We start from the raw sequence: 20,706 nt of genomic DNA, 5'->3' as shown, positions 1-20,706 counted from the left end.
TGGAGGTAAGTTATGTATCCACTGCTCTTCGAGTATGGCCCCCTGGTCATTCGCTCCTATGGGGTAATGATTATGTTGGGGATAATTTTGGGCACGTTTGTGGCTCTACGGGAGGGAAAAAGGGTCGGGTTATTGCAAACGACTATTCTCGATTTTGCCCTTTACGCGGTTATCGCCGGCATAGTGGGGGCACGGCTGTGGCACGTAGCTAATGAGTGGTCTACGCTCTACCAGGATCATCCCTGGGAAATATTAGCTATCTGGAATGGCGGACTGGCCATCCAGGGGGTGGTATTAGGTGGTATCATCGTAACCGTTTGGTATACCAAAACCCACCATTTGGACTTCTGGCGCTTTGCGGATGTAGGTGCTCTGGGGCTCATTCTCGGACAGGCTATAGGACGCATCGGTTGTACGCTCAATGGCTGTAGTTACGGCGTGCCAGCTAATCTTCCCTGGTCGATCTACTTAGCGGGTCGGTGGCGACAACCAGTGCAGATTTACGAATTCCTCGCCGACCTGGCCATCTTTGGCCTCCTGTGGTCCCTTCGTCGGCGTAAGCCCTTCGAGGGGTTCCTCTTTCTGCTCTATATCATCTCGTACTCCACGGTGCGAATTACACTTGATTCTTTGCGAGCTGATACAGATATCGTCATATATGGCTTACGCTGGGCCCAGCTGGCTGGGATGGCTGGGTTAACCTTAGGATTGTTGTTGCTGGTTTGGCGTTATCGCCAATACCGCAAGGAGACGACTATTAAATTGGGGAGGCTTTAATGGACATAGCGTGGATGATAGGGACGATTGCCTTCGGGCTCGCCGTAGGTGCCTACGGCACTCTGGTCGGAGCCGGTGGTGGGTTTCTTATCGTGCCAGCGATGCTCCTTGTTTACCATTCTACACCTCAGCAAGCAGTCGGTACCTCTCTGTGCGTGGTTATGCTCAATGCCTTATCAGGAACTATATCCTACGCCAGGCAGAGGAGGGTAGACTATCATAGCGGATTCAAGTTTGCCCTGGCTACCCTGCCTGGGGCCGCTATCGGTGCCTATCTGTCGTCATATCTCAGTTCAGGGGTATTTAACCTCATCTTCGGCCTGTTACTGATCATCATTGCTCTCTTTCTCCTGATGAGACCTGAGGCAGCGGTGAAAGAAAACGATGCCTCGGAGGGAGAATCACCACTTTCGGTGAACCACACCCATCGTATCCTCGTGGATGCGAGGGGAGACGTCTTCACCTATGCTTTTAACGAACGTAATGGGGTCATCATGAGCTTCTTTGTCGGCTTTTTCTCCAGTATCCTTGGCATAGGCGGAGGCATCATCCATGTGCCAGCTTTGGTACACCTTTTTTCCTTTCCTGCTCATGTAGCCACAGCTACCTCCCACTTTATCCTGGCCATCTCGGCTGGCGCGGGCTCGTTATTCCACCTGGGGTTGAGGCACGTATTGTATACCCCGGCCGTTCTGATGGGAACAGGGGCAGTAGCCGGCGCTCAGGCCGGAGCAGCCATCTCGCAGCGGCTTCGTGGGAGATCAATCGTGCGCTTCCTTTCAGTGGCGTTAATATTTGTCGGTGGGAGACTTCTCCTCGCTTGATATTATCTGTACTCTTATCTATCATAAGACCTGGCACACAGAGAGGATGGTGAAAGGAGATGGAGTTTTTCGGAATGGGACCAGCAGAGATCATCTTGATTCTGATCATTGCCCTGATCGTTTTTGGTCCGGGGAAATTGCCCGAGATAGGGAGTGCTTTGGGAAGGAGCATCAGGGAGTTCAGGAAAGCCTCAAGTGAGCTGACTCAAGAGTTGTCAAAGACTATGGAGGTGTCGGAAAGCGAGACTAAAGAGAAGGCAGGGGTCTCCTGCCCCAAATGTGGAGCTACCAATCAGCCAGGGAATAAGTTCTGTGGACAGTGTGGGGCTGAACTGTAAGATCCCCAAAATAAGCAACCTGGTGGAGAAGGGCGACCATTCTCGTTTGGGAGGGACATTTTAATAAGTTAGACAGCATAAGGAGGGAGGTAGCCCGTGGCAAAGGACACAATCAAGGACGAGCTCAGCCGAATAGCGGCGTGTGAAAAACGCGTCCTCGATAAAATCCAACGTCGGAAGCATATTTCTCAGAATATCAATGTGCTCCATGAAGAGTCGTTGACCTTCGGGGAAAGGATGGCTGACCGTTTAGCCGATCTCGCTGGTAGCTGGGGCCTCATCCTCAGCTTCCTGGCGCTGGTCATGATTTGGATAATCATTAACGTAGTAGAAGTGGTAGTCAGGCCATGGGACCCCTACCCCTTTATCCTGCTCAACCTCTTCCTCTCGCTCTTAGCCGGTATCCAGGCCCCAGTGATTATGATGAGTCAGAATCGCCAGGAGGCGAAGGATCGTTTGCGGGCTGAGCATGATTATGAAGTAAATCTCAAGGCTGAGATCGAGATTGAACAGCTGCACGCAAAGATGGATCTGCTACGTGAGAAGCAATGGCAGGATCTGGTGGCGCTACAGCAGCAACAGATCGCCATGTTAGAGAGACTGCTTCAGCAGCAACCGCTGGCAGCGGAACGGGCCGATGGCTAGCTCACCTAAAGCTTCAAGTCTTCCTCTTGTCTTTCAATGGCCCGAAGCGAAAGGCTATATCTCCACAGATAGTAGAAACCGAGCAAGGTAATGGGAATGAGAAGTGCGGCGTGCAGGACAACGGTATAGCCCAAGGCTACGTTGGGATCAGCGCCGAAAAGTTTAAGGGTGAATACGGTGAGAGCATCGAAGGTACCGACGTAGCCGGGGGATGAGGGAACGATGGTGCCAAGATTAGCTACGGCTGTCGCCAGCAATGAGGCGCTAAAGGGCAACGATAGATTGAAGGCGAACATAATCGTGTAGTACATCGAAGCCTCACAGAGCCAAACAGCAAGCGACGATCCAAGTCCCAGCAATAATAGCTTACCACTCTGCAATACCTGCAGGCCAGCCAGGAATGAGGTCAGGATCCCAGCGAGCCGACTGCTTAGCTGTGGAGGCAGAATACGCAATACAAGATCGGATGTCTTTAGAGTCAATTGGGGCCATAAGACCATACTCAAGAGAAGGATGCTGAGGCAAGCCAAAAGCAGAGCCACGAAATAGAGTATCCGCTGCAACTCCTGTTCCATTGGCATAGCTAAAGAAACGATCAAGATAAAAACAATCAGGGCAATAACATCAAAGACCCTTTCAATAACGATCGTGGCCAAGATAGCACTCTTGCTCACCATCCGGTACTCGCCCAGAATGTATGCCCGGAAAAGCTCTCCCATCCGGGCGGGTAATACGTTGTTAGCCATATAGCCCATCACCACTATCGGAAATAGCTGTCTCACCTCTATTGTTTGTATTGGCTCTAAAAGGAAACGCCAACGCAAGGCGCGCAGGTAGACACCAACAAAATAGACCAATAAGGCCGGGATCAAATAGAGATAGTTAGCCTGGCGGAGCCATTTCCCTACCTTCACTAGATCGGTGGCTTGTTGGATAGCCCACCAAAGGAAAAGGAGACTGATCAGCAGCCCCAGCCAAAACAGCCATTTCCTAGCCAACGCTAAACTCGTTATGTAAAGATTCCCCCGCGCCGTAACCCAGGTTTTAAGCGTCAAGGTACCGGAGCGAATTTCAGGATACGATGATTCAGGCTGTCGGCGATGAAAATACTGCCCTGTGCATCAATGGCGATGCCGGTGGGGATTCTGAGGTACGTCGCATCCTCACCAGGTTTGCCCCAATCGGCCAATAGTCTACCGTTAGGATCGAATTTTAACACCTGACATCCTTCAGGATCTGTAACATAAACAGCGCCAAATCTGTCGGTTGCCAGATAGGGCTTATTCAGGACCGATTCGCCTGCCCAGCCAATTACGGGCCATTTGGCAAGCAGATTGAAGTTTCGATCAAATTTTTGGATGCGTCGGTTCCAGGTATCTGCTATCAGTATGTTACCACCAGCGTCTATAGCGATCCCTACCGGCTCGTTAAATTGTCCATCGTCCGTCCCCTGTGTCCCGTATTGAGTGAGATATTTTCCTGTATTATCGAACTTTTGAATGCGATTGTTGCCGGTATCGGTAACATAGACGTTGCCCATAGCATCAATGGCGATGCCACGAGGTCCATAAAACGTGCCCGGCTCACCGCTTCCATCCTTGACATTTCCATAATGTCCCCAGACGGCGAGGAAGCGACCAAGGCCATCAAACTTCTGAATCCGATGATTCCAGGTATCAGCCACGAATACATTACCGGCTTGGTTAACGGCGATGCCCCACGGTTCATTGAACTGTCCCACTGCCCCACCAGGACTACCCCACATCAAGACGAAATGGCCCTGTTTATCGAATTTTTGTATTCGGGCGTTTCGAGAATCGACGACGTAAATGCTGCCATCCAGGGCGACAGTGATACCTTTCGGCTCGTCGAATTGGGACAGTCCCTTTCCTCGACTGCCCCAGTGCTGGATACTGCTCACCTCTCCCTTGGCGGCCTGCGCAGCCACCCATGGCCCAGTGGCCAGGTCCCGCCGTTCGTACATCATAAAATCGAGTGAGCCAAGGGGACTGAACGTCTCCCGATACAGGAAATAGCGCCAGACCCTTTGATGGGCGGTAGCATCGCCGAGTCCTCGCCAGATCAATTCTGGGGTCAACTCGCGATAATCCTCGGGAAACCACCAGCGCAACTTATATCTCTGCCCCACATATGCGTTCCCCAATTGGGCTCTTACTGCACCGTCGTGACCGCTCTCGAAGCCGGTAAGAACGATGGGAGCTCCTGGGCGGATTAGGCGAGGGTCGTTTCCGTAATAGTTTCGATTCTTATAGTCGCGCAAGTACCACTCAAATGGCCAGGATACATCGTTATCGTAAGCTATTACGATGTCGGTATCCGTCCCCGTTCTGAAGGAGACTCGTTTGATCTCTCGCATCACCTTGGCGATATCGGGTGAACTCTGCGTATAAACGAGCATCTCCACCGGAATATCGCCGTGATAATAGTTCAGTTGCCAGCTGGCCCGGATTGAGAAGGCCATAAGGATAGCTAGAACGGTCAGAGCTGTTATGCGCCAGGCGATCGCATGGCCTATTTTCACCCAGTAATAAACAACACCTCCCACCAGTATAGCTACGACAAGAAGGATGGCCAAGCATTGAAATGTTTGACGCAGCGTTTGGAGCGGTTGGGCCAGTGATAAGGCTGGTGGTATCGCTCCTCCTAGTCCGAGTAGGGCGAAAATGAACAACATTAGACCGATGGAAAGCAGTACACCACCCCTGGCTACGGCTTCTTTCCACGGTGTGGTCTCCAAGATATGGCCAACGAAGTCGGCGGCCAGCAGCACCAAAGGGATGGTTATGTGAATGACCAGCCAGGGCATCTTCTCGCCCGCCCAGCTATAAATCACCAGGCTCAACACAAACCAGTAAACTAAGAACCATCTGAACAGGTTATACCCTGAGGTGCTATCGGTTATTTCGGCTTGGGGCAGGGGCGTTAAGGGCTCACGATGACTCCTTTGAAGCCAGCGAACCAGCGTGATCGGAAGACGCGCTATGGCCAAAAGGATTCCAGTGAGTCCGAATAGAAGGGGGACGAATTCGTATAGAGGCAGGAGTAGCAAGTAATAGAACCAGGGCTGTCCCCCCCGACGTACACCCTGTTGGCTAAGCCAGTACTGCAATGACCCGATAGCTCCGGAAATTAAACCCGGCGGATTTACGAAGAGACTAGAGAAGAGCAGGGCAAAGATCACCCAGAAGATGATCGCACATCGTCCGAAGATGCGCCTATTCCACCAAAGCCCCAAAATGAATGCGAGGGACAGAAGCACGAAAAATGTGATGGCCAAGAGAGTATTGGCGTCAGTGGTGGGAGCAATCCGACGCTGGATTAAGAGCACGGTTGGTGTGCCAAGGGGGACCATCAGAGCGGATAACAGGATAAGAAAGTCGGCATAGGGTGAAAGAAGGGAACGCTTGCCCCTCACCAAGGCTGTCACCAGCGTTGGTCCGGCCACCAGGAGCAAAAAACTGCCCAGAATGAAGACACTGATATAAGTTAGCTCATGACTGGCAAACGAGATGGCTAGGGATATGGTCGCCAAGTACAGCCATAACGGTCGTCTGTCATCAACGTAGCGCCATAGACATATCATTAACGAGAGGGTGGCGGTGGCCGCAAAGATGTCGTGCCGCAAGGAACGGGAGTAATAAAGGATGGATGGCGAAAGCGCCAGCAGGAACGCCGCTACTAGCGCGCCAGTCCGGCCTAATCTGTCTCGCAGGAGATAAGGTAAGCCGACGAGAACCACTCCGCTGAAAGCTGGAGCAACACGGGCCGTGTAGTCGGATACTCCAAAAAGAAAATAGATCAGGGCCGTCGCATAGTAGAGAAATGGGCCATGAAACATCGGGTCATGTTTGTATCCCATCCCGTTGAAAAGATACCAGGAATAGGCCGCGTGGATGCTTTCATCGTGATGCAATACTCGCGAGCCAAGATCCCAAAAGCGCACGATGGCAGCTAGGAGCAAAATGGCCACATAAAGAAAAGTTTCCCAACTCCAGGGTATGAGCGGCAAGGCTCGTCTATCTAAAATGCTATCCTTGAGCGTGGTGCGCGGCGCCTGTTTAGCCATACTTTATTACAAACCCCCAACGACGCTCTTTGATTCCTATACTTTTACCCAAAGGACGACATTGTCATATTTTTCCGGCCAGAGTGGCTCCTGATACATCCACCAGCGCCATAAGCGCCTAAATTCCAGAGATGATATCTTCTGGGATTCGCTCAACTGATATTGTTGCCCCCAATAGTGGCCTTGGGGCGAACCGACGCCAGCGGGCACAATGATAACATAAGCCTTGTCCCCTACAGGCTTTGTGGCGAAGATGACCCCTTTGTAATCGCGTAAATACCATTGCAAGGGTTCCTTATAAGTTGTGTCCACGATAATTGAGACGGCCATGCCTGCTGGTGCCGCCGCAAGGACATCATCCGTCTGCCTTGTGAGGGCTCTGACATCCTGGGACGTCACCCGTCTAGTCAAAAGGGTGCTTGTTGCCGCAGTTGGTTGGGTGTTGAGACCGAGGGAGTGATGGATATGCAGGGTGAACAGGAGACCAAACAACAGTAATCCACCGAGTGGCACTATTTCTTCCTTGAACCACCACCAGGCCAGTCCGATCGCGGCCATCAACAAACCTAATATGGCGAGGATGATTTCCCAGCCGAGCCTTTGTCCGGGTAAGGTGAAATGGTTCAGGGCGAACCATACCAATAATAGCGGTGGTAGAAGCAGGAGCAGGAACAAGGCAACCCTTGAGAGCACTAGATAGGGTCTGAGCTCGGAGATTAAGCGGCTCAGGGTCACCGATGCCAGGAGCAATAGAGGTAGTAACACTAGGAAGAGAAGGCTGACCTGCCCAAAGGCTAACATCAGGATGAAGCTAGTAACTGTCCACCAAACGAGGAAGGCGAGAAGGAGATCACGGCTAGATCGCCATATAATAGTCGCACCCCCGAAGACCGAAGCCAAAGTTTCATAGCCTAACAAGGCTAACAGGGCGACTGGTTGAAGAGAGAAAAAGTTTCCTGAACTGATTGAAACAAGCCAGGTGCCCAAGGGATCGATCAGCCCTTCCTGTACCCCGTGAAGATTTGATAAGCCCCCAGTGATTACCAGGCATAATGATCCACCGCTCAGGAGAAGCCATTTGCTAGCCTGCTCTCTGGTCAGAGGTATGGCACTTTCCAAAAGACTAGCGGTACCTGTCCGGGCTGTCTTCATCCAGGGAAGGCGAGCCGATGCCCAAAGTCCAATTCCAGAAACGACCAGAACGATAAGGCTGTTGTAGCCTGAGGGGCCTACCGCCACAAGTGACCCAGCAGCTATGGCGCTTAACCAAAGCCATTGTGAGGTCTTATCTCGAAGGTAACGAGATAGACAGATGACCAGGAGTAAGGTGAGAAAGGCGGCCAGAACCTCTGGCACAGCTTGGCGAGAGTAATAGAGGGATATGGGCGATAGAGCCATAAGTAGGGAAGCAAGCAAGGCCCCCACTCTGCCCAGGTAGTCACGCCATAAATAAGGCAGCATTACCAGAGCCGTACCGGCCATGGCTGTTCCCACACGGGCACTGGCATCGTTCGCTCCAAAAAGGAAGAAAATTAGGGCCTGGGCGTAAATTAGAAGTGGCGATCGCTCCATAAGGGCCGCATGTCCACGATATAGAGACCACGCTTGGAAGGATAGGTCTCCTTCTGTTGGACTCAGGGGCCAGGAACCAAGCCCCCAGAATCGTAGCAAGGCGGCCATAGAAAGGATGACTAGATAGAATACCATCTCCAGACTGAGATCAAGCTGTACTCGCTTAGGTAAGGTGCTCTCTTCAGTCATTCGTGGTCATCCTTGACGTGGTAAATAGTCACGGCTGGATTCTTGTAAACTATGTCCATAAAAGCATCGAATTTCTCCAGTGCTCTAGGGCCGGCTGACGCATAGGTCTGGCGTTCCAGCTGCCCGACATAGACGTACTTAACGTTGTACTTCTTTAGAAGCGTCTTGGCCAGCGCCTGATCCATAGTTCGGTAAATCGTCTCGACATCGCTCTTGCGGCTGGTCACCTCGGCCAGCGATCCGCGCCATTGAGCCTCATGGAATTCCCAACCGAGCACCGTTGGTAGTCCTGTATTGGCCGAGACACGAGCGTAAAGACTAAACGATGGGCCGGCAGCCTCCAGAATGACTGGGGCGCCGCTAATATGATCGTTCAGCCAGGTGATGGCCTGGTACTCCTCTGGTTGCGTCTGGGCCAAGTAGGAAAGCCCGTCCAGGGTAGGATGGCCAAGGAAGCCGTTGGACTTGGAAATGGTAGCTGCCAGTGGATAGACGAAGCCGGCCATCAGCACGATGAGGTTCAAGGCCAGCAATAGGAGCACCGCTAATCTTTTGGCTAAATGAAGGGATATGTGTATTAGGGTTGAAAGTTGGTATAGAGCGAAGGCAGCAACGATCGCCAGCAGTAGCCAGGACTGGTAGTAAAGCTTAAAGACGGTATTCATCCGGTTGCCAAAGAGATCCCGCACGAAGAGCAGTTCACAGCCAAAGATGAGGAGCATTCCGGTGCCCAGCATGAGCAAGACAAAACCGGTAGCTGGTAGCGATCGTCCCCCCTCGTCAGGACCATTGCCCATTGGACGTATGACAACCTGCCCATCAACGTTGCCCAACGGGGTGATGCCCGTTGAGGGATCGCTCTGGCGAGTATTCCATAGGCGTATTGTGAGGTTAATTGTGCCGATCAGCAATGGATAGATCACCCCTAAAACGGGAGCGCCAAGGAGAATCAGAAGCAGCACTATCAAGGCAGTGCTGCCCCAGAATAATATAGATCGACTCTCAAGAGGTGAATGTCCGAGGGTAGACAAGGTCATCCCCCGCTTAATTCCCATCTCCTCCGATTTGGCCAAGCCGAATAGACGTTGACACCAATTTATGACCAAGAAGGAAAGCGCTGGAAGGAGCAATGGTCCCCAAAAGAGCAGGAAGTGCCGCAGCTTGGTATGTATCCCGACGATACCTATGCCAGACGCCTGTGATTGAAAGGTGAAGTAGAATAGTGTGTATAGAACGATGCTCAGGAGAAGTAGGATAGCACCGAAGATGAGGCTGTTCTTAACCAGAGTGCGGTCAAATCGGCGTTGCTGTCTATATTGAAGAGCAACGAAGGATAAAGTTATGAGGAAGAGATAGGTGGGTAAGTCCCAGGTGTTCAAAAAGGCAAGCCCACCCAGGCAGAGGGCGATAAGGAACAGAGCCAGCGATTGGTGGCACAACCCGGCTAGCGTCACCTCACCTCTTGAGCGGTATAGATTAAAGGCCAGACTGATGCCCATCAGAGTGAAGGGTAAAGATAGGACATGCGGATGGAGGTCGCCTAACAAAAAGCTGAAAAAGGGGGACTCATTGATGGTGTAGTCATAGCTGATGCCGCTCACTGGATCAAAAGTGCCTATGACACGGGAGGCACGCCACCACCAGAGCCAGTCCGAGGGCAGCCAGGAGGCGCTGATGTATGGTCGGGGGAGGTCCTTGATCTGTAGCCAACGCCACGCTTCGAGGGAGAGCCATCCGTGGGAGTTCAGTATTTCGACGACTCCCTCCAGATTGCCCAAGATGGCCACAAACAGGGCAGCCAATAGCCCGCAACCAATAGGTCCTAGAGAATTGTCCCCCACATCGTTTTGAGCGCCTCTATCCTCTTTGAAAGCCCTCGCCAGGTTGTAGGCTAATGAGAAAGACCCACCGACTGTTAAGGCAAAGAGAAGAGCGATGGAGAGGTTGAAGGAGACGCTTGATGGTATGGAGGCAAGCCTGGTGAGCATGGCCATCATCACATAACCAAAGTAATAGTAGCTAATGGGGTGACCAGAAAGCCAGGGATCGTGGGGAGGGAAACGTTCACTTCTGAGGATAGCGTTCAGATAGGTAAACTCCATCGGCTTCTCGGTGGCCGCTATTGCCGGATCGAAGGAACGAATCATCGCCCAGCCTACTAAGGCTATGAAGAACAGGATTTCTGTACTAGCGATGATCCAGCGCCTGTTTGACCAAAATGTAATTAGTTCCCTACGAGTCACCGCTGGCCACCAGCAGACGAGCCCAATGGCGATGACCAGAAAGATGATAGTTCGCCGGGTATTATCCAGGATACCGAAGGTGGCTCCCAACCATAAGATGTATGCTGAGAGGAGTATCCCCAGCGGTTTGGCTAAGGTGTAGCCCTTATCGGGTAGATTGCGAAAAAGCCTTAAGGAGAGAGGTAAAACAGCCAGTCCGACAAACTGGACGGTGAGAAACCAGATGCCAATCCCTTCCCAATCGGCCATCAGCGCCAATCCCGATCCCTAACCTTATAAATCTTGACTCCATCTCGATTATAGACCAGGTCCAGTTGTTTGCCTACCATCAGATCAAACTTACGTAGCCCAGCCTGCGGATAATAGTTTCTCTCCAGATCACCCACATAAATGTAATGGATATCGTATTTATCAAGCAAGGGCAGCGTTTGTTCCGGTGAGATACTTGAGTACATGGTCTGAATATCCTGCAGGCGCTCATCGATCATCCATTGGTAACCCCAGCGTTGCTGTCTCTGATGCCAATCCCAACCAAGCACCGTCGGTAAGCCCGTATATATAGAGACACGCCCACCCCAGCGGTACACAGGGGTGTGTCCTTCCAGAATGACCGGGGTGCCAGAAATATGATCCTGAATCCAGGTGATGGCTTCCAGGTCGCGATGCAGGCACATCGTCCCTCTCTCATCGTGATAAACAGCGTGGCGCATGAACACCGTGCCATCCAGGGTCAATCCGATAGCTGTATTGAAGCGGTCATGCAAGCGGGACCAGGTGCCGAGCGGTGGATAGACAAGACTGGCGAGGAGAAGAATCCCCAATCCGACGAACCAGGGGAGGCGCAAGGAGAAGGAGTGGGGGAGAGCCCGGAACAAAAACATCACGCAGGCACCACTGGCCACGGCCCATAGTATCCATACCTGTAGGTAGAGCTTAAAGACGGTGTTCATCCTCCCGATGTCACCCTTGATGGCATACAGTTCACAAAAGATGCTGAGCACGAGCCCAGTTCCGATCATTATCAGTACGAATTGTTCCTCAGGCTTATTGCGCTGCACGGCCAAAATAAGAGTCAGAATGAGCAAGAAGGATAATAGCCCGATCAAAGTCTGCTGCAGAAGAACCAGGGGCACGGCCACAACGCTGGCTAAAACAATTTCCCAAACAGGTATAGTCTTTCTGGACACTGAATTTAAGGCCAACCTCAGCAATAAATAGCTGCCGATGATGAAGAGGAAAAGACCATGAATAACGAGGTAGAGCCGTGGATCGGTGGGTTCATTCCAGCGCGTGAGCCCGAAGTAGAATTGCTGGTAACTGCGATGGAATGGCCAGTAGAGTAAGACACTGCCCAAAGTGATGGCCCCTATTTGAGCAGTAATCACGCTCAGGCTGCGCAGGCCACCTCTGGCTCCTGCGAACCAGCAGGTAAGAAGGCCCACGCCGCTGATGAGCAGATAAGTGGGGAAATCCCAGGAGTTGGTGATGAAGAGACCCCCTAAAGTTAGGCTCAAGATTCCCAAGAGAGGCAGTTGCCCAGATATGATTGAAATGGAAGCTCGTTGTGCCGATGTAGCCGACCCCCTTGTGCATCCCTTGACGAGATTGAGGACCAGTCCCAGGAGGAGGATTGTGAAGGGCAAGGCAATCAGATGGGCATGGAGATCAGCAAAAAGAAAGGTAAAAAGGGGAAACTCATTTACTGTTGCCCCAGGATAGATGCGACTGCTAACCCAGTACCAATCAGGAGGGATGGAGAAGGGCACTACTCCGCTGAGGAGTCGCCAGGCACCGATCAGGACGTGATTCACCATTGCACTGAGTGGCTCCCCGCCATGTCCTCCACCAAGATGGGCTACTTGAGCGATGATTTGGAGGGCACCGCCCAGGTTGCCTATGCTGGTAGCGAAGATGGCGGCGGCAAGTCCACTGAGAAAGGTGGGTATCCTGCCAGCCCTGATCCAACCTGCACTGATATTATAGCCAAGCGAAAAAGTCCCACTAAATGTTAGGGCAAAAAGGGTGGGTATGACCAAATTAAAGGCTGTGGTGGGGATGATACCTGATAGCTTGATGAGAGTGGCGACGATGATCTGCCCAAAGTAGTAGTAGTTCATATAGCCGCCAGCAAACCAGGGATCGTAGGGAGGGAAAGAGGCACTCTTGATCGTCGCTATAAGATAAGCCAGATCCATCGGCTTTTCCCCACCGCGGTAGGGGTGCCAGAGATCGGGGTTGGCCAGACGGATAAGAACGAACAGGGAAAAGGCTATCCAGAAGATGGCCTCGTACCCGAGAATTAATCCTCGCTTTGTGCGCCAAAAAGAGATGAGCGCTTGTCGCCTCATATAACCAAGACAGCCGCCGGTTATCGTTAGAATTATGAATATGGCGAATACCGTCCCTCTAGTATTTGGCCATACCCCAAGGCTAACGCTTATCCAGGTCAGCCAGGAGAGGATAAGGAGACCGATCGTTTTGGTGAAGGGATAACCACCATCCGATAAGTTGGGGAAGACAGCCAGAGCTAGAGGCAGCATGGCCACACCGATAACCTCGATCATCACCGCCCAGATAAGTATGGGCAGCTTATTCTCCAGTCCATTCCGGTCGAAGATTTTGTAATAAGTTCCACCCGTAGAGATGGTTTTCAGTTGAGCAGGTGTTAATAACAGCCCCTGCTTCTTTCCGGAGAGCTCTGCATCCATCTTCATCAGGACAGGCGCGAACGCTTCACGCAACTCCTCATCAGATAACATCTTAGTTCTCTCAAAAATTAATACCTTTGGATGATCATAGACAGTGAAGCTCTCATCTGCCCAATCGTCTACAAGCTGGAGGCCGAACAGCCCCGGATACGAAGTGAATACCTTCTTGAGGTGATAACCAAGCTTCTCATCAAAGAGCAACTCATAGAAACGAGTCGTAAGTGGATAGCGTTCTGGGGACTTTGGTATCGAGCCATACAGCCGGTTACTTGAAAACACGATATAATCGCTCTGGCCCAAATTGCGGATGATGAGATACAACTTAGCCTGATCGTCCTTCTCGTAAAGAGGCATTTCCAGGAATTTATATTCGTTCGACGCTCTATGTTTCCCATCAACTACAAGATCGAAAGGCAAACGATCATCCCAATGTTCGTAGGAAAGGATCGATCCCGGGGGTATATGTTCATATATCCAGCGGGAGGCAGTTACCCGGGTCAAGGGACGGCTGTAGATGCTGACAAAAGCGAGGCTATAAAACAGTGAGGCCAAAACGACGCTGGCTATGAATGCATTAACCATTAGCATCAGTGGTGGATTCTGTCGCTTTAGCCTGTCTCGCAACCAGAGTAAAGCAGCGGCGCCGTAAATGGAAAGCAGGGGCATGATGGGCAGTAGATAACGCATAAACTTGGCGTAGAAGCTGCCGGTGATCAGGAAATAGGGGATTACCCAAGCCAGCAGTAGCCACTCCTCCTGCCGTGGTTGGCGAAGTCCTCTGACGATCACCAGTATGGTTCCAGCCACCGCCACTGATCCAAGCAGCGGCCCCATACCCCATATGGTAAGGTTTGTCAAGAAATATAGATAAGATATGGTGCCCACATATTGTCGTGTGTAGGGTAAGTCGATGATGCCTCTCACCATATTGTTCTGGTAGATTACATCAGAGAGATAACTAGTCCAATCGAGAAGGGCATATGGTTGCGTGATGAAGAAGACGACCACGGTTGAGGTGAGGGCTAAGGACAAGAGGGCTATCTTATGCCACAAATAAGGAAGAGAGGGCCTCCTCTGTGAGAGGTCTTCAGCGTGCTGGGGTGGTGACGCTAATAAAAAGGCTCCAACCAGTGGCACTATAATCGGCAAGGCGCTCACCTTACAGGCCAAGGCTAATCCTACGCTGCTGCCGGCAAAAATGGAGTTCGATATAGTTGGACGTCGCAACACGTGTAAAGCAGCAAGCAAGGAGAGGAGAACAAAGAAGGTGAGTAGGGTATCAACCGCGTAGAAATGAGCGGCCTGGATATGGAAAACGGTGAGGGCGATGAAGGCTGCCGAGAGTAAAGCTACACTTCTACCGTACACTATGGTGGCCAGGCGGTAGGAGACGAGGATGATCCCCAGATCAAAGGAGGCTGAGATGAAACGTCCTACAAGGTTCAAATAGTTATAGCTATCGAGATTCGGATTGGCCAGGGAAGCGATGAGGGCGATGAGGCGCAGCAAATAAATAGGGAACGATCCATAAGCGAAGAAGTGGGGGTTAAGCGTACTGAGATGCGGGTCAACCAGGTTGCTCCAATTCGGTGGCCACGGCAGCGACAGATTCAGCGCTACCATCGTAATTTGGCGCTCATCGGGATGCATATGCTGCGACTGATCCCAGTTGACCCCAAAGTAGCGGAAGGCGGCCGCCAGGATCAATATGCCGAGAAGGGCTATAGAATGGCCCTTCCCCCGCAACGTATGTCCGATAGTGAGACTGGCCACGGCCTCCACCCTCCTTGACGCCAGAGTATTCTAGCATTAGGGTGGAGGCCTGACAATCTTGCGAGCCCCTCTTATAACCGGGACCGACGGGTGCCTAGTTCTACTCCCATCAAGGCCAGCCCCACAGCCACGACGACGATGATAGCTACAACCACCTCAGGTATACCGTGAGTTATACCGACGGCCAGGGCGACGGAAGGGGGCATATAGCCACGCACCACGGCCATGGTCAGGACCAGGATAGTGTTCGTGAGCGTCCCCACAGCTGCCGCTACGCCCAGGGCCAGCGGTTGATTCAAGCGGCGCAGCGGAGCGTAAGCAAGATAGGCTGTGATCCCAATGAAAATGCGAGGTAAGATTGATACAAAGGGGTCTTTAAATATAGGGTTGGGAGAGGTCAGGAAGCTGAAGATGCCGAAGATAGTGCCAATAATGGCCCCTACCAGCCACCCTTCCATAATGCCACCAATGATGGCCGGTATATGCAGGATTGTGGCCCGTTGAGCCGGGGTAGGGACAGGGATGAACCCCCATTGGGTGGATCCCAGCAGGATGACGATGCCGGCCAAAATGCCAGCGACAACGATTCTCCTGACGGTCAGAGTCATCACTTTTCCTCCTTACCAAGAAAATTTATATATACCCATGGCCAGGGCGTAGAGGCCCAGGCCAAGGATAGCCCAATAATCCAACCTTGATGCTTGAAGATGTTTTAGATTAGTTCTACCCCTTCCACCGGCGTAACAACGCGCTTCCATGGCCACGATTAATTCTTCGGCCCGGCGGAAGGCATTGATGAATAAAGGAATCAGCAGGGGGATCATTTGTTTTGTTTGTTTTACGAAGCGAAGTTGGCCTTTTGGGGAGAAGTCGGCTCCTCGTGAGGCTTGGGCTTTCATAATTCTCTCCAGTTCTTCCGCTAGAGTAGGCACGAAACGAAGGGCGATGGTAATGATCATAGCCAACTCATGGGCTGGGAAGCCGAGGCGAGTGAAGGGGCGCAGTAAGCTCTCCACCCCATAGGTGAGTTCGGTGGCGGTTGTTGTAAAGGTGAGCAAGCTGATGAGCAAGAACAGCTCTGATAATCTGAACAGGGAGACCACGGCTATTTGAATACTGGTTGAGGTTATGTGAACAATGCTCCAGTGCCACAGCGTTTGCGCCTGGTCGCTTGGTGCTGGGTAGTTGCCGTAAAAAAGGAGCTGGAGTGTAGCTAAAACGATAATGAATGGCAGGGCCGGACGCAATCCCTGAAGTGCGTAACTAACTGATACGCCAGAGATGAACAACAGGGCGAGGATAGTAGCGAGCAGGATGACGTTACCTGTATAGGAACCACTGAAGGTGATTATACCGATTAACAGGATCGTCCCTAAGATCTTTGTCCTGGGATCCAGACGGTGGATCAACGAATGCCCTGGTAGGTATTGTCCTATGGTGACGTTCCGCAGGAATTCAAAATTCTCCATATCTCCCTTTCCGCCTCGTCTATGGTTATGATGTCAGTTCGTACCGGTTCACCACGGCTTCGTAGTTCTTGAAATACAGCTGTGACCTGGGGGATGGTTAATCCCCAGGAACGCAGCCTTCTCGCCTGGGAGAAGACCTGGCGCGGTGGGCCATGCAGGACCGTACGCCCCTCGACGATAACGTAGATGTGGTCAACCAGCTCGGCCACCTCTTCCATATCATGAGAGACCAGGATGACCGTAATCCCACGCTCCCTCTGGAAAGACTTGACCATCGTCAGTAGCTGATTCCGTCCTTGTGGGTCAAGACCCATCGTCGGTTCATCCATAACCAGCACCTCTGGTTGAAGAGCAAGGACCCCAGCGATAGCCAGGCGGCGCATCTCACCACTGCTGAGAGAGAAGGTATAGCGGTCTTTGAACTGCTCGAAGTTTAATCCCACCAGCTCCATCGCCTCCCTCACACTTTGACGGATCAGTTCCTGGCTGAGCCCGAGATTACGCGGCCCAAAAGCTACATCATCGCCAGCCATAGTTTCGAAGAGTTGTTGTTCTGGATATTGAAAAATGAGTCCTACCTTGCGCCGAATGGCCCTGAGGTCAATATCTTCGGCCCCAAGATCTTGTCCATCAACGTACACCTTGCCTCGCTGTGGGCGCAGGAGTCCATTGAAGTGTTGCACCAATGTTGATTTTCCGGAGCCGGTGGGGCCGATTAATCCGACGGCTTCGCCCCGTTTGACCTCCATATCTACACCGCGCAGGGCCACCGTTTCCAGTGGCGTTCCGGCTAGATAGGTATGCCATAAACCTTCGACTCTTATGAGGGTATTTACGTCCACACTCTCACCTGTTTGCTTTCCTTGGCCGCTCTTTCTATCTCTGCGACCATTTCAGCGACGCTGAGAATCCCAACGGAGAAGCCTGGCTGCCGCTGATTTAGCCGATACGCTAAATTGGTTAGCGGCGGGGCATCTAGTTGCCAATTTTGCAGCCTGGCGACCTGAGGGAAGACCTGCCGCGGGGAGCCATCCAGCACTATCCGACCGTTGGCCATGACCAGGATACGGTGTGCCTGGGCTGCCTCTTGCATCAGATGGGTGATCATAAAGATCGTGATGCCCTGGCCATTTAAGCGGTGTAACATTTGCAGTACCTCCTCTCGGCCGATGGGGTCCAGCATAGCTGTGGCCTCGTCCAGAACGAGGCACTCTGCATTCATGGCTATCACACCGGCGATGGCTACGCGTTGCTTCTCACCACCGGAGAGGAGGTGGGGGGCACGGGTGCAGAAAGACGACATACCGACTGTCTGCAAAGCCAGGTCGACCCCTCTTCTGATCTCATCGCTTGGTATCCCCAGGTTCTCCGGGCCGAAAGCGATATCCTCCTCAACAGTGGTGGCCACCAGCTGATTATCCGGGTTTTGGAAGACCATCCCTACCGTCTGGCGAATCAGCCTTGTCTGGGAGTGATCCTTTGTGTTCATCCCCTTAATCCAAACGTCACCGCTTGTGGGCAGCAACAGAGCATTAAGATGTTTGGCCAGGGTCGATTTACCAGAGCCATTCGCTCCAACGACGGACACGTACTCGCCTTGCTCAACCCTCAGGTTGATGTCGGTCAAGGCGGTAATGGGGTTTTTCGCCTTATGGTTATAAATAAAACTTATGTTCTCCAGGGTGATCAATGGTCTATACATAGAGTCCTCAAAATGAAAATGCCTTCTCGGGGCATACCCAAGAAGGCATCATTTATTGCTTACTCAGCGCGGTCTTATCTTCGCCGCGCTCTTTTCTGAGCCGTCTCGGTCGTCTCCGATCCAAGCGAGCCTTGCCGTATCTCTTTTGAGAGCCAGCCCGCAGGCTAGGCCTTGTGCTTGCTCACCGCCCTATTGGTCGGTTGCCAATCAATATTATATCAGGCGAGGCCAATCATTGCAACAATCTTATCGACGATCTTTTCTGCCACTTCACTCTTTGGTAGAAGTGGTAGCTCGGTCAAGCCATCGCCGGGCTCAACAAGGGTCACCTTGTTGAAATCGCTGCCAAAGCCTCCCTCTCCAGAGGAGATGTCGTTAGCCACAACAAGATTTAGGCGTTTTCTGATTAACTTTTCTCTGGCGTTAGCGATCAGGTTTTCGCTTTCGGCGGCAAACCCGACCTTAAAGACTGGTTTATCGGCCGCTCCAGCTAAAATATCGGGATTTTCAACCAATTTCAGGGTGATCTCGTGGCCTACCCTCTTCATTTTTTGGGGAGCTGACCGTTCAGGGCGATAATCGGCAACAGCCGCAGCCATAATTAAAATATCAGCCGCGCTCAAGGCTTCCTCCACGGCGGACTTCATCTCAAGAGCGGTCGTGACTTGGACGAGTTCGACACCTACTGGCACCGGCAGCGCCGTAGGCGCTGAAATAAGGGTCACCTTGGCCCCTCGATCACGTAGCGCTTCAGCCAGGGCATAACCCATCTTGCCTGAGGAGCGATTGCTGATGAAACGCACCGGATCGATGGGTTCCTGCGTTCCTCCCGCCGTTATTACCGCTCTTTTACCAGCCAGCTGACCATGCTGCCCCAGGACCTGTCTGATTGTGCCGAAGATAGCATGGGGCTTGGCTAGTCGTCCTTTGCCTATTCGTCCAGAGGCCAGGCGTCCATAAACAGGTTCAACGATCGTCATTCCACGGGCGCGCAACCTGGCTAAGTTCTCTTGAGTGATTGGATTGCTATACATTCCATCGTTCATCGCTGGGGCAATAACCACCGGTGCTTGCGTGGCTAGAATAGTAGCTGAAAGCATATCATCGGCCAGGCCACAGGCGATCTTCGCGATGGTATTAGCTGTGGCTGGAACAATAGCGATCAAATCAGCTCGTTCAGCAAGGGAGACATGGGCGATTTTGGTCTCTTCAAGGAGACGAAACATCTCAATGATGACTGGGCGGCGTGTAAGCGTTTGAAAGGTGAGGGGAGTGATAAATCGTGTTGCCGCCTCGGTCATGATCACATCGACCATCGCTCCGGCTTGGGTCAGCATGCTGGCCAATTCGGCCGCCTTATAGGCGGCAATGCCCCCTGTTACCCCTAAGATGATATTCTTACTGGTCAGCATCATCGCTCTCCTTGTTAAACTCGTAGATTAGACGCATCCCCTCCAGGGTCAGGAGGGGATCGACGATCTGGATCAGCGGTGTTTCTTTGGCGATTATCTCTGCTAGTCCCCCGGTGGCGATAACACGGCATTCCCCCAATTCCTGTCGGAAGCGGTAAATTAGTCCCTCGACAAGACCAACATAACCGAAAATGATGCCCGACTGCATGCTGGCAACAGTGTTACGACCGATCGCCGTCTTCGGCCGTACCAGTTCCACGCGTGGCAGTTTGGCTGTGTGGAGAAAAAGAGATTCCGAAGAGATGGTGATCCCTGGGGCGATGGCTCCACCAAGATAATCTCCTTGCCTGGATATGGCATCGAAGGTAGTAGCTGTACCAAAATCGATGATTATGGCTGGACCACCATATAACCTATGGGCCGCAAGGGCATTGACGATGCGATCAGCGCCGACCTCCTTGGGGTTTTCAGAGACGATCCGCACACCAGTCTTAATACCCGGACCGACTACAAGCGGCCCTACACCCAAGTAGCGTTGGGAGAGGTCATGAAAGGTGGTGGTTAAGGGTGGTACTACGCTGGAAACGACGACGGCGTTCACCGCCTTCATATCCAGTCCAGCATAGGCGAAGAGGTCCCCTAAAAGCATAGCGTATTCATCGGCCAATTTATGCACTTCAGTGGCTATCCGCCAATGGGCTAGCAGCTCACTGCCTTCGTATACGCCCAAGACAATGTTCGTATTACCTATGTCAATAGCCAAGAGCATGGAGGCTCTCCTCCGTGTACTGAGATAGTCCTATTGTATCACGACCGTTCACCTTTAGCCAAAGGTGTTCGTGATTGCGTTCAGATGCCTCCGTGACAGTTAGAGGATGTTGATAAGTAGTAGTGGGGAGGGGGTATGGGGGAGGGGTATCCACATGTGGATAACTTCTTGCCCCAGGACTGGTCAAAAAGAGAGCCT

16 protein-coding genes and 1 pseudogene are annotated in these 20,706 nt (G+C 52.1%); 5 read left to right on the top strand and 12 right to left on the bottom strand.

Annotated elements, in window-relative coordinates:
• Positions 1-12 precede the first annotated feature (12 nt).
• The 5 genes and pseudogenes from lgt to M1136_07910 all read left to right on the top strand — a co-directional run bounded on the left by lgt (position 13) and on the right by M1136_07910 (position 2,584).
• Positions 13-777 (top strand): prolipoprotein diacylglyceryl transferase, encoded by a 765-nt coding sequence (gene lgt / locus M1136_07930; GenBank protein MCL5075563.1) that lies wholly within the window; start codon positions 13-15, stop codon positions 775-777.
• On the top strand, positions 777-1,601 hold the full coding sequence (locus M1136_07925) for a sulfite exporter TauE/SafE family protein (protein MCL5075562.1): 825 nt from the start codon (positions 777-779) through the stop codon (positions 1,599-1,601). The genes lgt and M1136_07925 overlap by 1 nt, the downstream gene beginning before the upstream one ends.
• A 74-nt stretch (positions 1,602-1,675) precedes the next feature.
• Positions 1,676-1,816: pseudogene (tatA, locus tag M1136_07920) on the top strand (twin-arginine translocase TatA/TatE family subunit).
• A gap of 9 nt (positions 1,817-1,825) precedes the next feature.
• On the top strand, positions 1,826-1,939 hold the full coding sequence (locus tag M1136_07915) for a zinc-ribbon domain-containing protein (GenBank protein MCL5075561.1): 114 nt from the start codon (positions 1,826-1,828) through the stop codon (positions 1,937-1,939).
• Between the two features lie 96 nt (positions 1,940-2,035).
• Entirely contained in the window at positions 2,036-2,584 is a 549-nt protein-coding gene (locus M1136_07910; GenBank protein ID MCL5075560.1) for a DUF1003 domain-containing protein, read from the top strand.
• 5 nt (positions 2,585-2,589) lie between these two features.
• On the opposite strand, the gene M1136_07905 is transcribed toward M1136_07910, so the two are convergent.
• From M1136_07905 to M1136_07850, 12 genes are all read right to left on the bottom strand, one after another.
• On the bottom strand, positions 2,590-3,582 hold the full coding sequence (locus M1136_07905; protein ID MCL5075559.1) for a flippase-like domain-containing protein: 993 nt from the start codon (positions 3,580-3,582) through the stop codon (positions 2,590-2,592).
• A gap of 53 nt (positions 3,583-3,635) precedes the next feature.
• Positions 3,636-6,671: a TIGR03663 family protein gene (locus M1136_07900; protein MCL5075558.1), complete on the bottom strand. Its 3,036-nt coding sequence runs from the start codon at positions 6,669-6,671 to the stop codon at positions 3,636-3,638.
• 36 nt (positions 6,672-6,707) lie between these two features.
• A complete protein-coding gene (locus M1136_07895; protein MCL5075557.1) occupies positions 6,708-8,432 on the bottom strand; it encodes a glycosyltransferase family 39 protein in 1,725 nt (574 codons plus the stop codon).
• Positions 8,429-10,924: a DUF2298 domain-containing protein gene (locus M1136_07890; protein MCL5075556.1), complete on the bottom strand. Its 2,496-nt coding sequence runs from the start codon at positions 10,922-10,924 to the stop codon at positions 8,429-8,431. The genes M1136_07895 and M1136_07890 overlap by 4 nt, the downstream gene beginning before the upstream one ends.
• Entirely contained in the window at positions 10,924-15,156 is a 4,233-nt protein-coding gene (locus M1136_07885; protein MCL5075555.1) for a DUF2298 domain-containing protein, read from the bottom strand. Before M1136_07885 ends, M1136_07890 begins: the two co-directional genes overlap by 1 nt.
• A gap of 71 nt (positions 15,157-15,227) precedes the next feature.
• Complete coding sequence (locus M1136_07880) at positions 15,228-15,764, bottom strand: ECF transporter S component (GenBank protein ID MCL5075554.1); 537 nt, start codon at positions 15,762-15,764, stop codon at positions 15,228-15,230.
• A 12-nt stretch (positions 15,765-15,776) separates the two neighbouring features.
• Entirely contained in the window at positions 15,777-16,625 is an 849-nt protein-coding gene (locus M1136_07875; protein MCL5075553.1) for an energy-coupling factor transporter transmembrane protein EcfT, read from the bottom strand.
• A complete protein-coding gene (locus M1136_07870; GenBank protein MCL5075552.1) occupies positions 16,589-17,467 on the bottom strand; it encodes an energy-coupling factor transporter ATPase in 879 nt (292 codons plus the stop codon). Before M1136_07870 ends, M1136_07875 begins: the two co-directional genes overlap by 37 nt.
• On the bottom strand, positions 17,458-18,327 hold the full coding sequence (locus tag M1136_07865) for an energy-coupling factor transporter ATPase (GenBank protein ID MCL5075551.1): 870 nt from the start codon (positions 18,325-18,327) through the stop codon (positions 17,458-17,460). The genes M1136_07870 and M1136_07865 overlap by 10 nt, the downstream gene beginning before the upstream one ends.
• 218 nt (positions 18,328-18,545) lie before the next feature.
• Complete coding sequence (gene coaBC, locus M1136_07860; protein ID MCL5075550.1) at positions 18,546-19,739, bottom strand: bifunctional phosphopantothenoylcysteine decarboxylase/phosphopantothenate--cysteine ligase CoaBC; 1,194 nt, start codon at positions 19,737-19,739, stop codon at positions 18,546-18,548.
• Entirely contained in the window at positions 19,726-20,508 is a 783-nt protein-coding gene (locus M1136_07855) for a type III pantothenate kinase (GenBank protein ID MCL5075549.1), read from the bottom strand. The genes coaBC and M1136_07855 overlap by 14 nt, the downstream gene beginning before the upstream one ends.
• Positions 20,492-20,706 (bottom strand): hypothetical protein (locus tag M1136_07850; protein ID MCL5075548.1); only part of this gene is annotated, 215 nt, incomplete at its 5' end. The genes M1136_07855 and M1136_07850, both read right to left, overlap by 17 nt.

This window comes from Chloroflexota bacterium (assembly GCA_023475225.1).
Lineage (GTDB): Bacteria > Chloroflexota > UBA6077 > FW602-bin22 > JAMCVK01 > JAMCVK01.
This window is presented reverse-complemented; position numbering and strand designations above follow the sequence as displayed.

Coding starts and splice junctions, on each gene's coding strand:
- lgt (MCL5075563.1), top strand. CDS start 13: ATGTATCCACTGCTCTTCGAGTATGGCCCCCTGGTCATTCGCTCCTAT.
- M1136_07925 (MCL5075562.1), top strand. CDS start 777: ATGGACATAGCGTGGATGATAGGGACGATTGCCTTCGGGCTCGCCGTA.
- M1136_07915 (MCL5075561.1), top strand. CDS start 1,826: ATGGAGGTGTCGGAAAGCGAGACTAAAGAGAAGGCAGGGGTCTCCTGC.
- M1136_07900 (MCL5075558.1), bottom strand. CDS start 6,671: ATGGCTAAACAGGCGCCGCGCACCACGCTCAAGGATAGCATTTTAGAT.
- M1136_07895 (MCL5075557.1), bottom strand. CDS start 8,432: ATGACTGAAGAGAGCACCTTACCTAAGCGAGTACAGCTTGATCTCAGT.
- M1136_07890 (MCL5075556.1), bottom strand. CDS start 10,924: ATGGCCGATTGGGAAGGGATTGGCATCTGGTTTCTCACCGTCCAGTTT.
- M1136_07880 (MCL5075554.1), bottom strand. CDS start 15,764: ATGACTCTGACCGTCAGGAGAATCGTTGTCGCTGGCATTTTGGCCGGC.
- M1136_07875 (MCL5075553.1), bottom strand. CDS start 16,625: ATGGAGAATTTTGAATTCCTGCGGAACGTCACCATAGGACAATACCTA.
- M1136_07865 (MCL5075551.1), bottom strand. CDS start 18,327: ATGTATAGACCATTGATCACCCTGGAGAACATAAGTTTTATTTATAAC.
- coaBC (MCL5075550.1), bottom strand. CDS start 19,739: ATGCTGACCAGTAAGAATATCATCTTAGGGGTAACAGGGGGCATTGCC.
- M1136_07855 (MCL5075549.1), bottom strand. CDS start 20,508: ATGCTCTTGGCTATTGACATAGGTAATACGAACATTGTCTTGGGCGTA.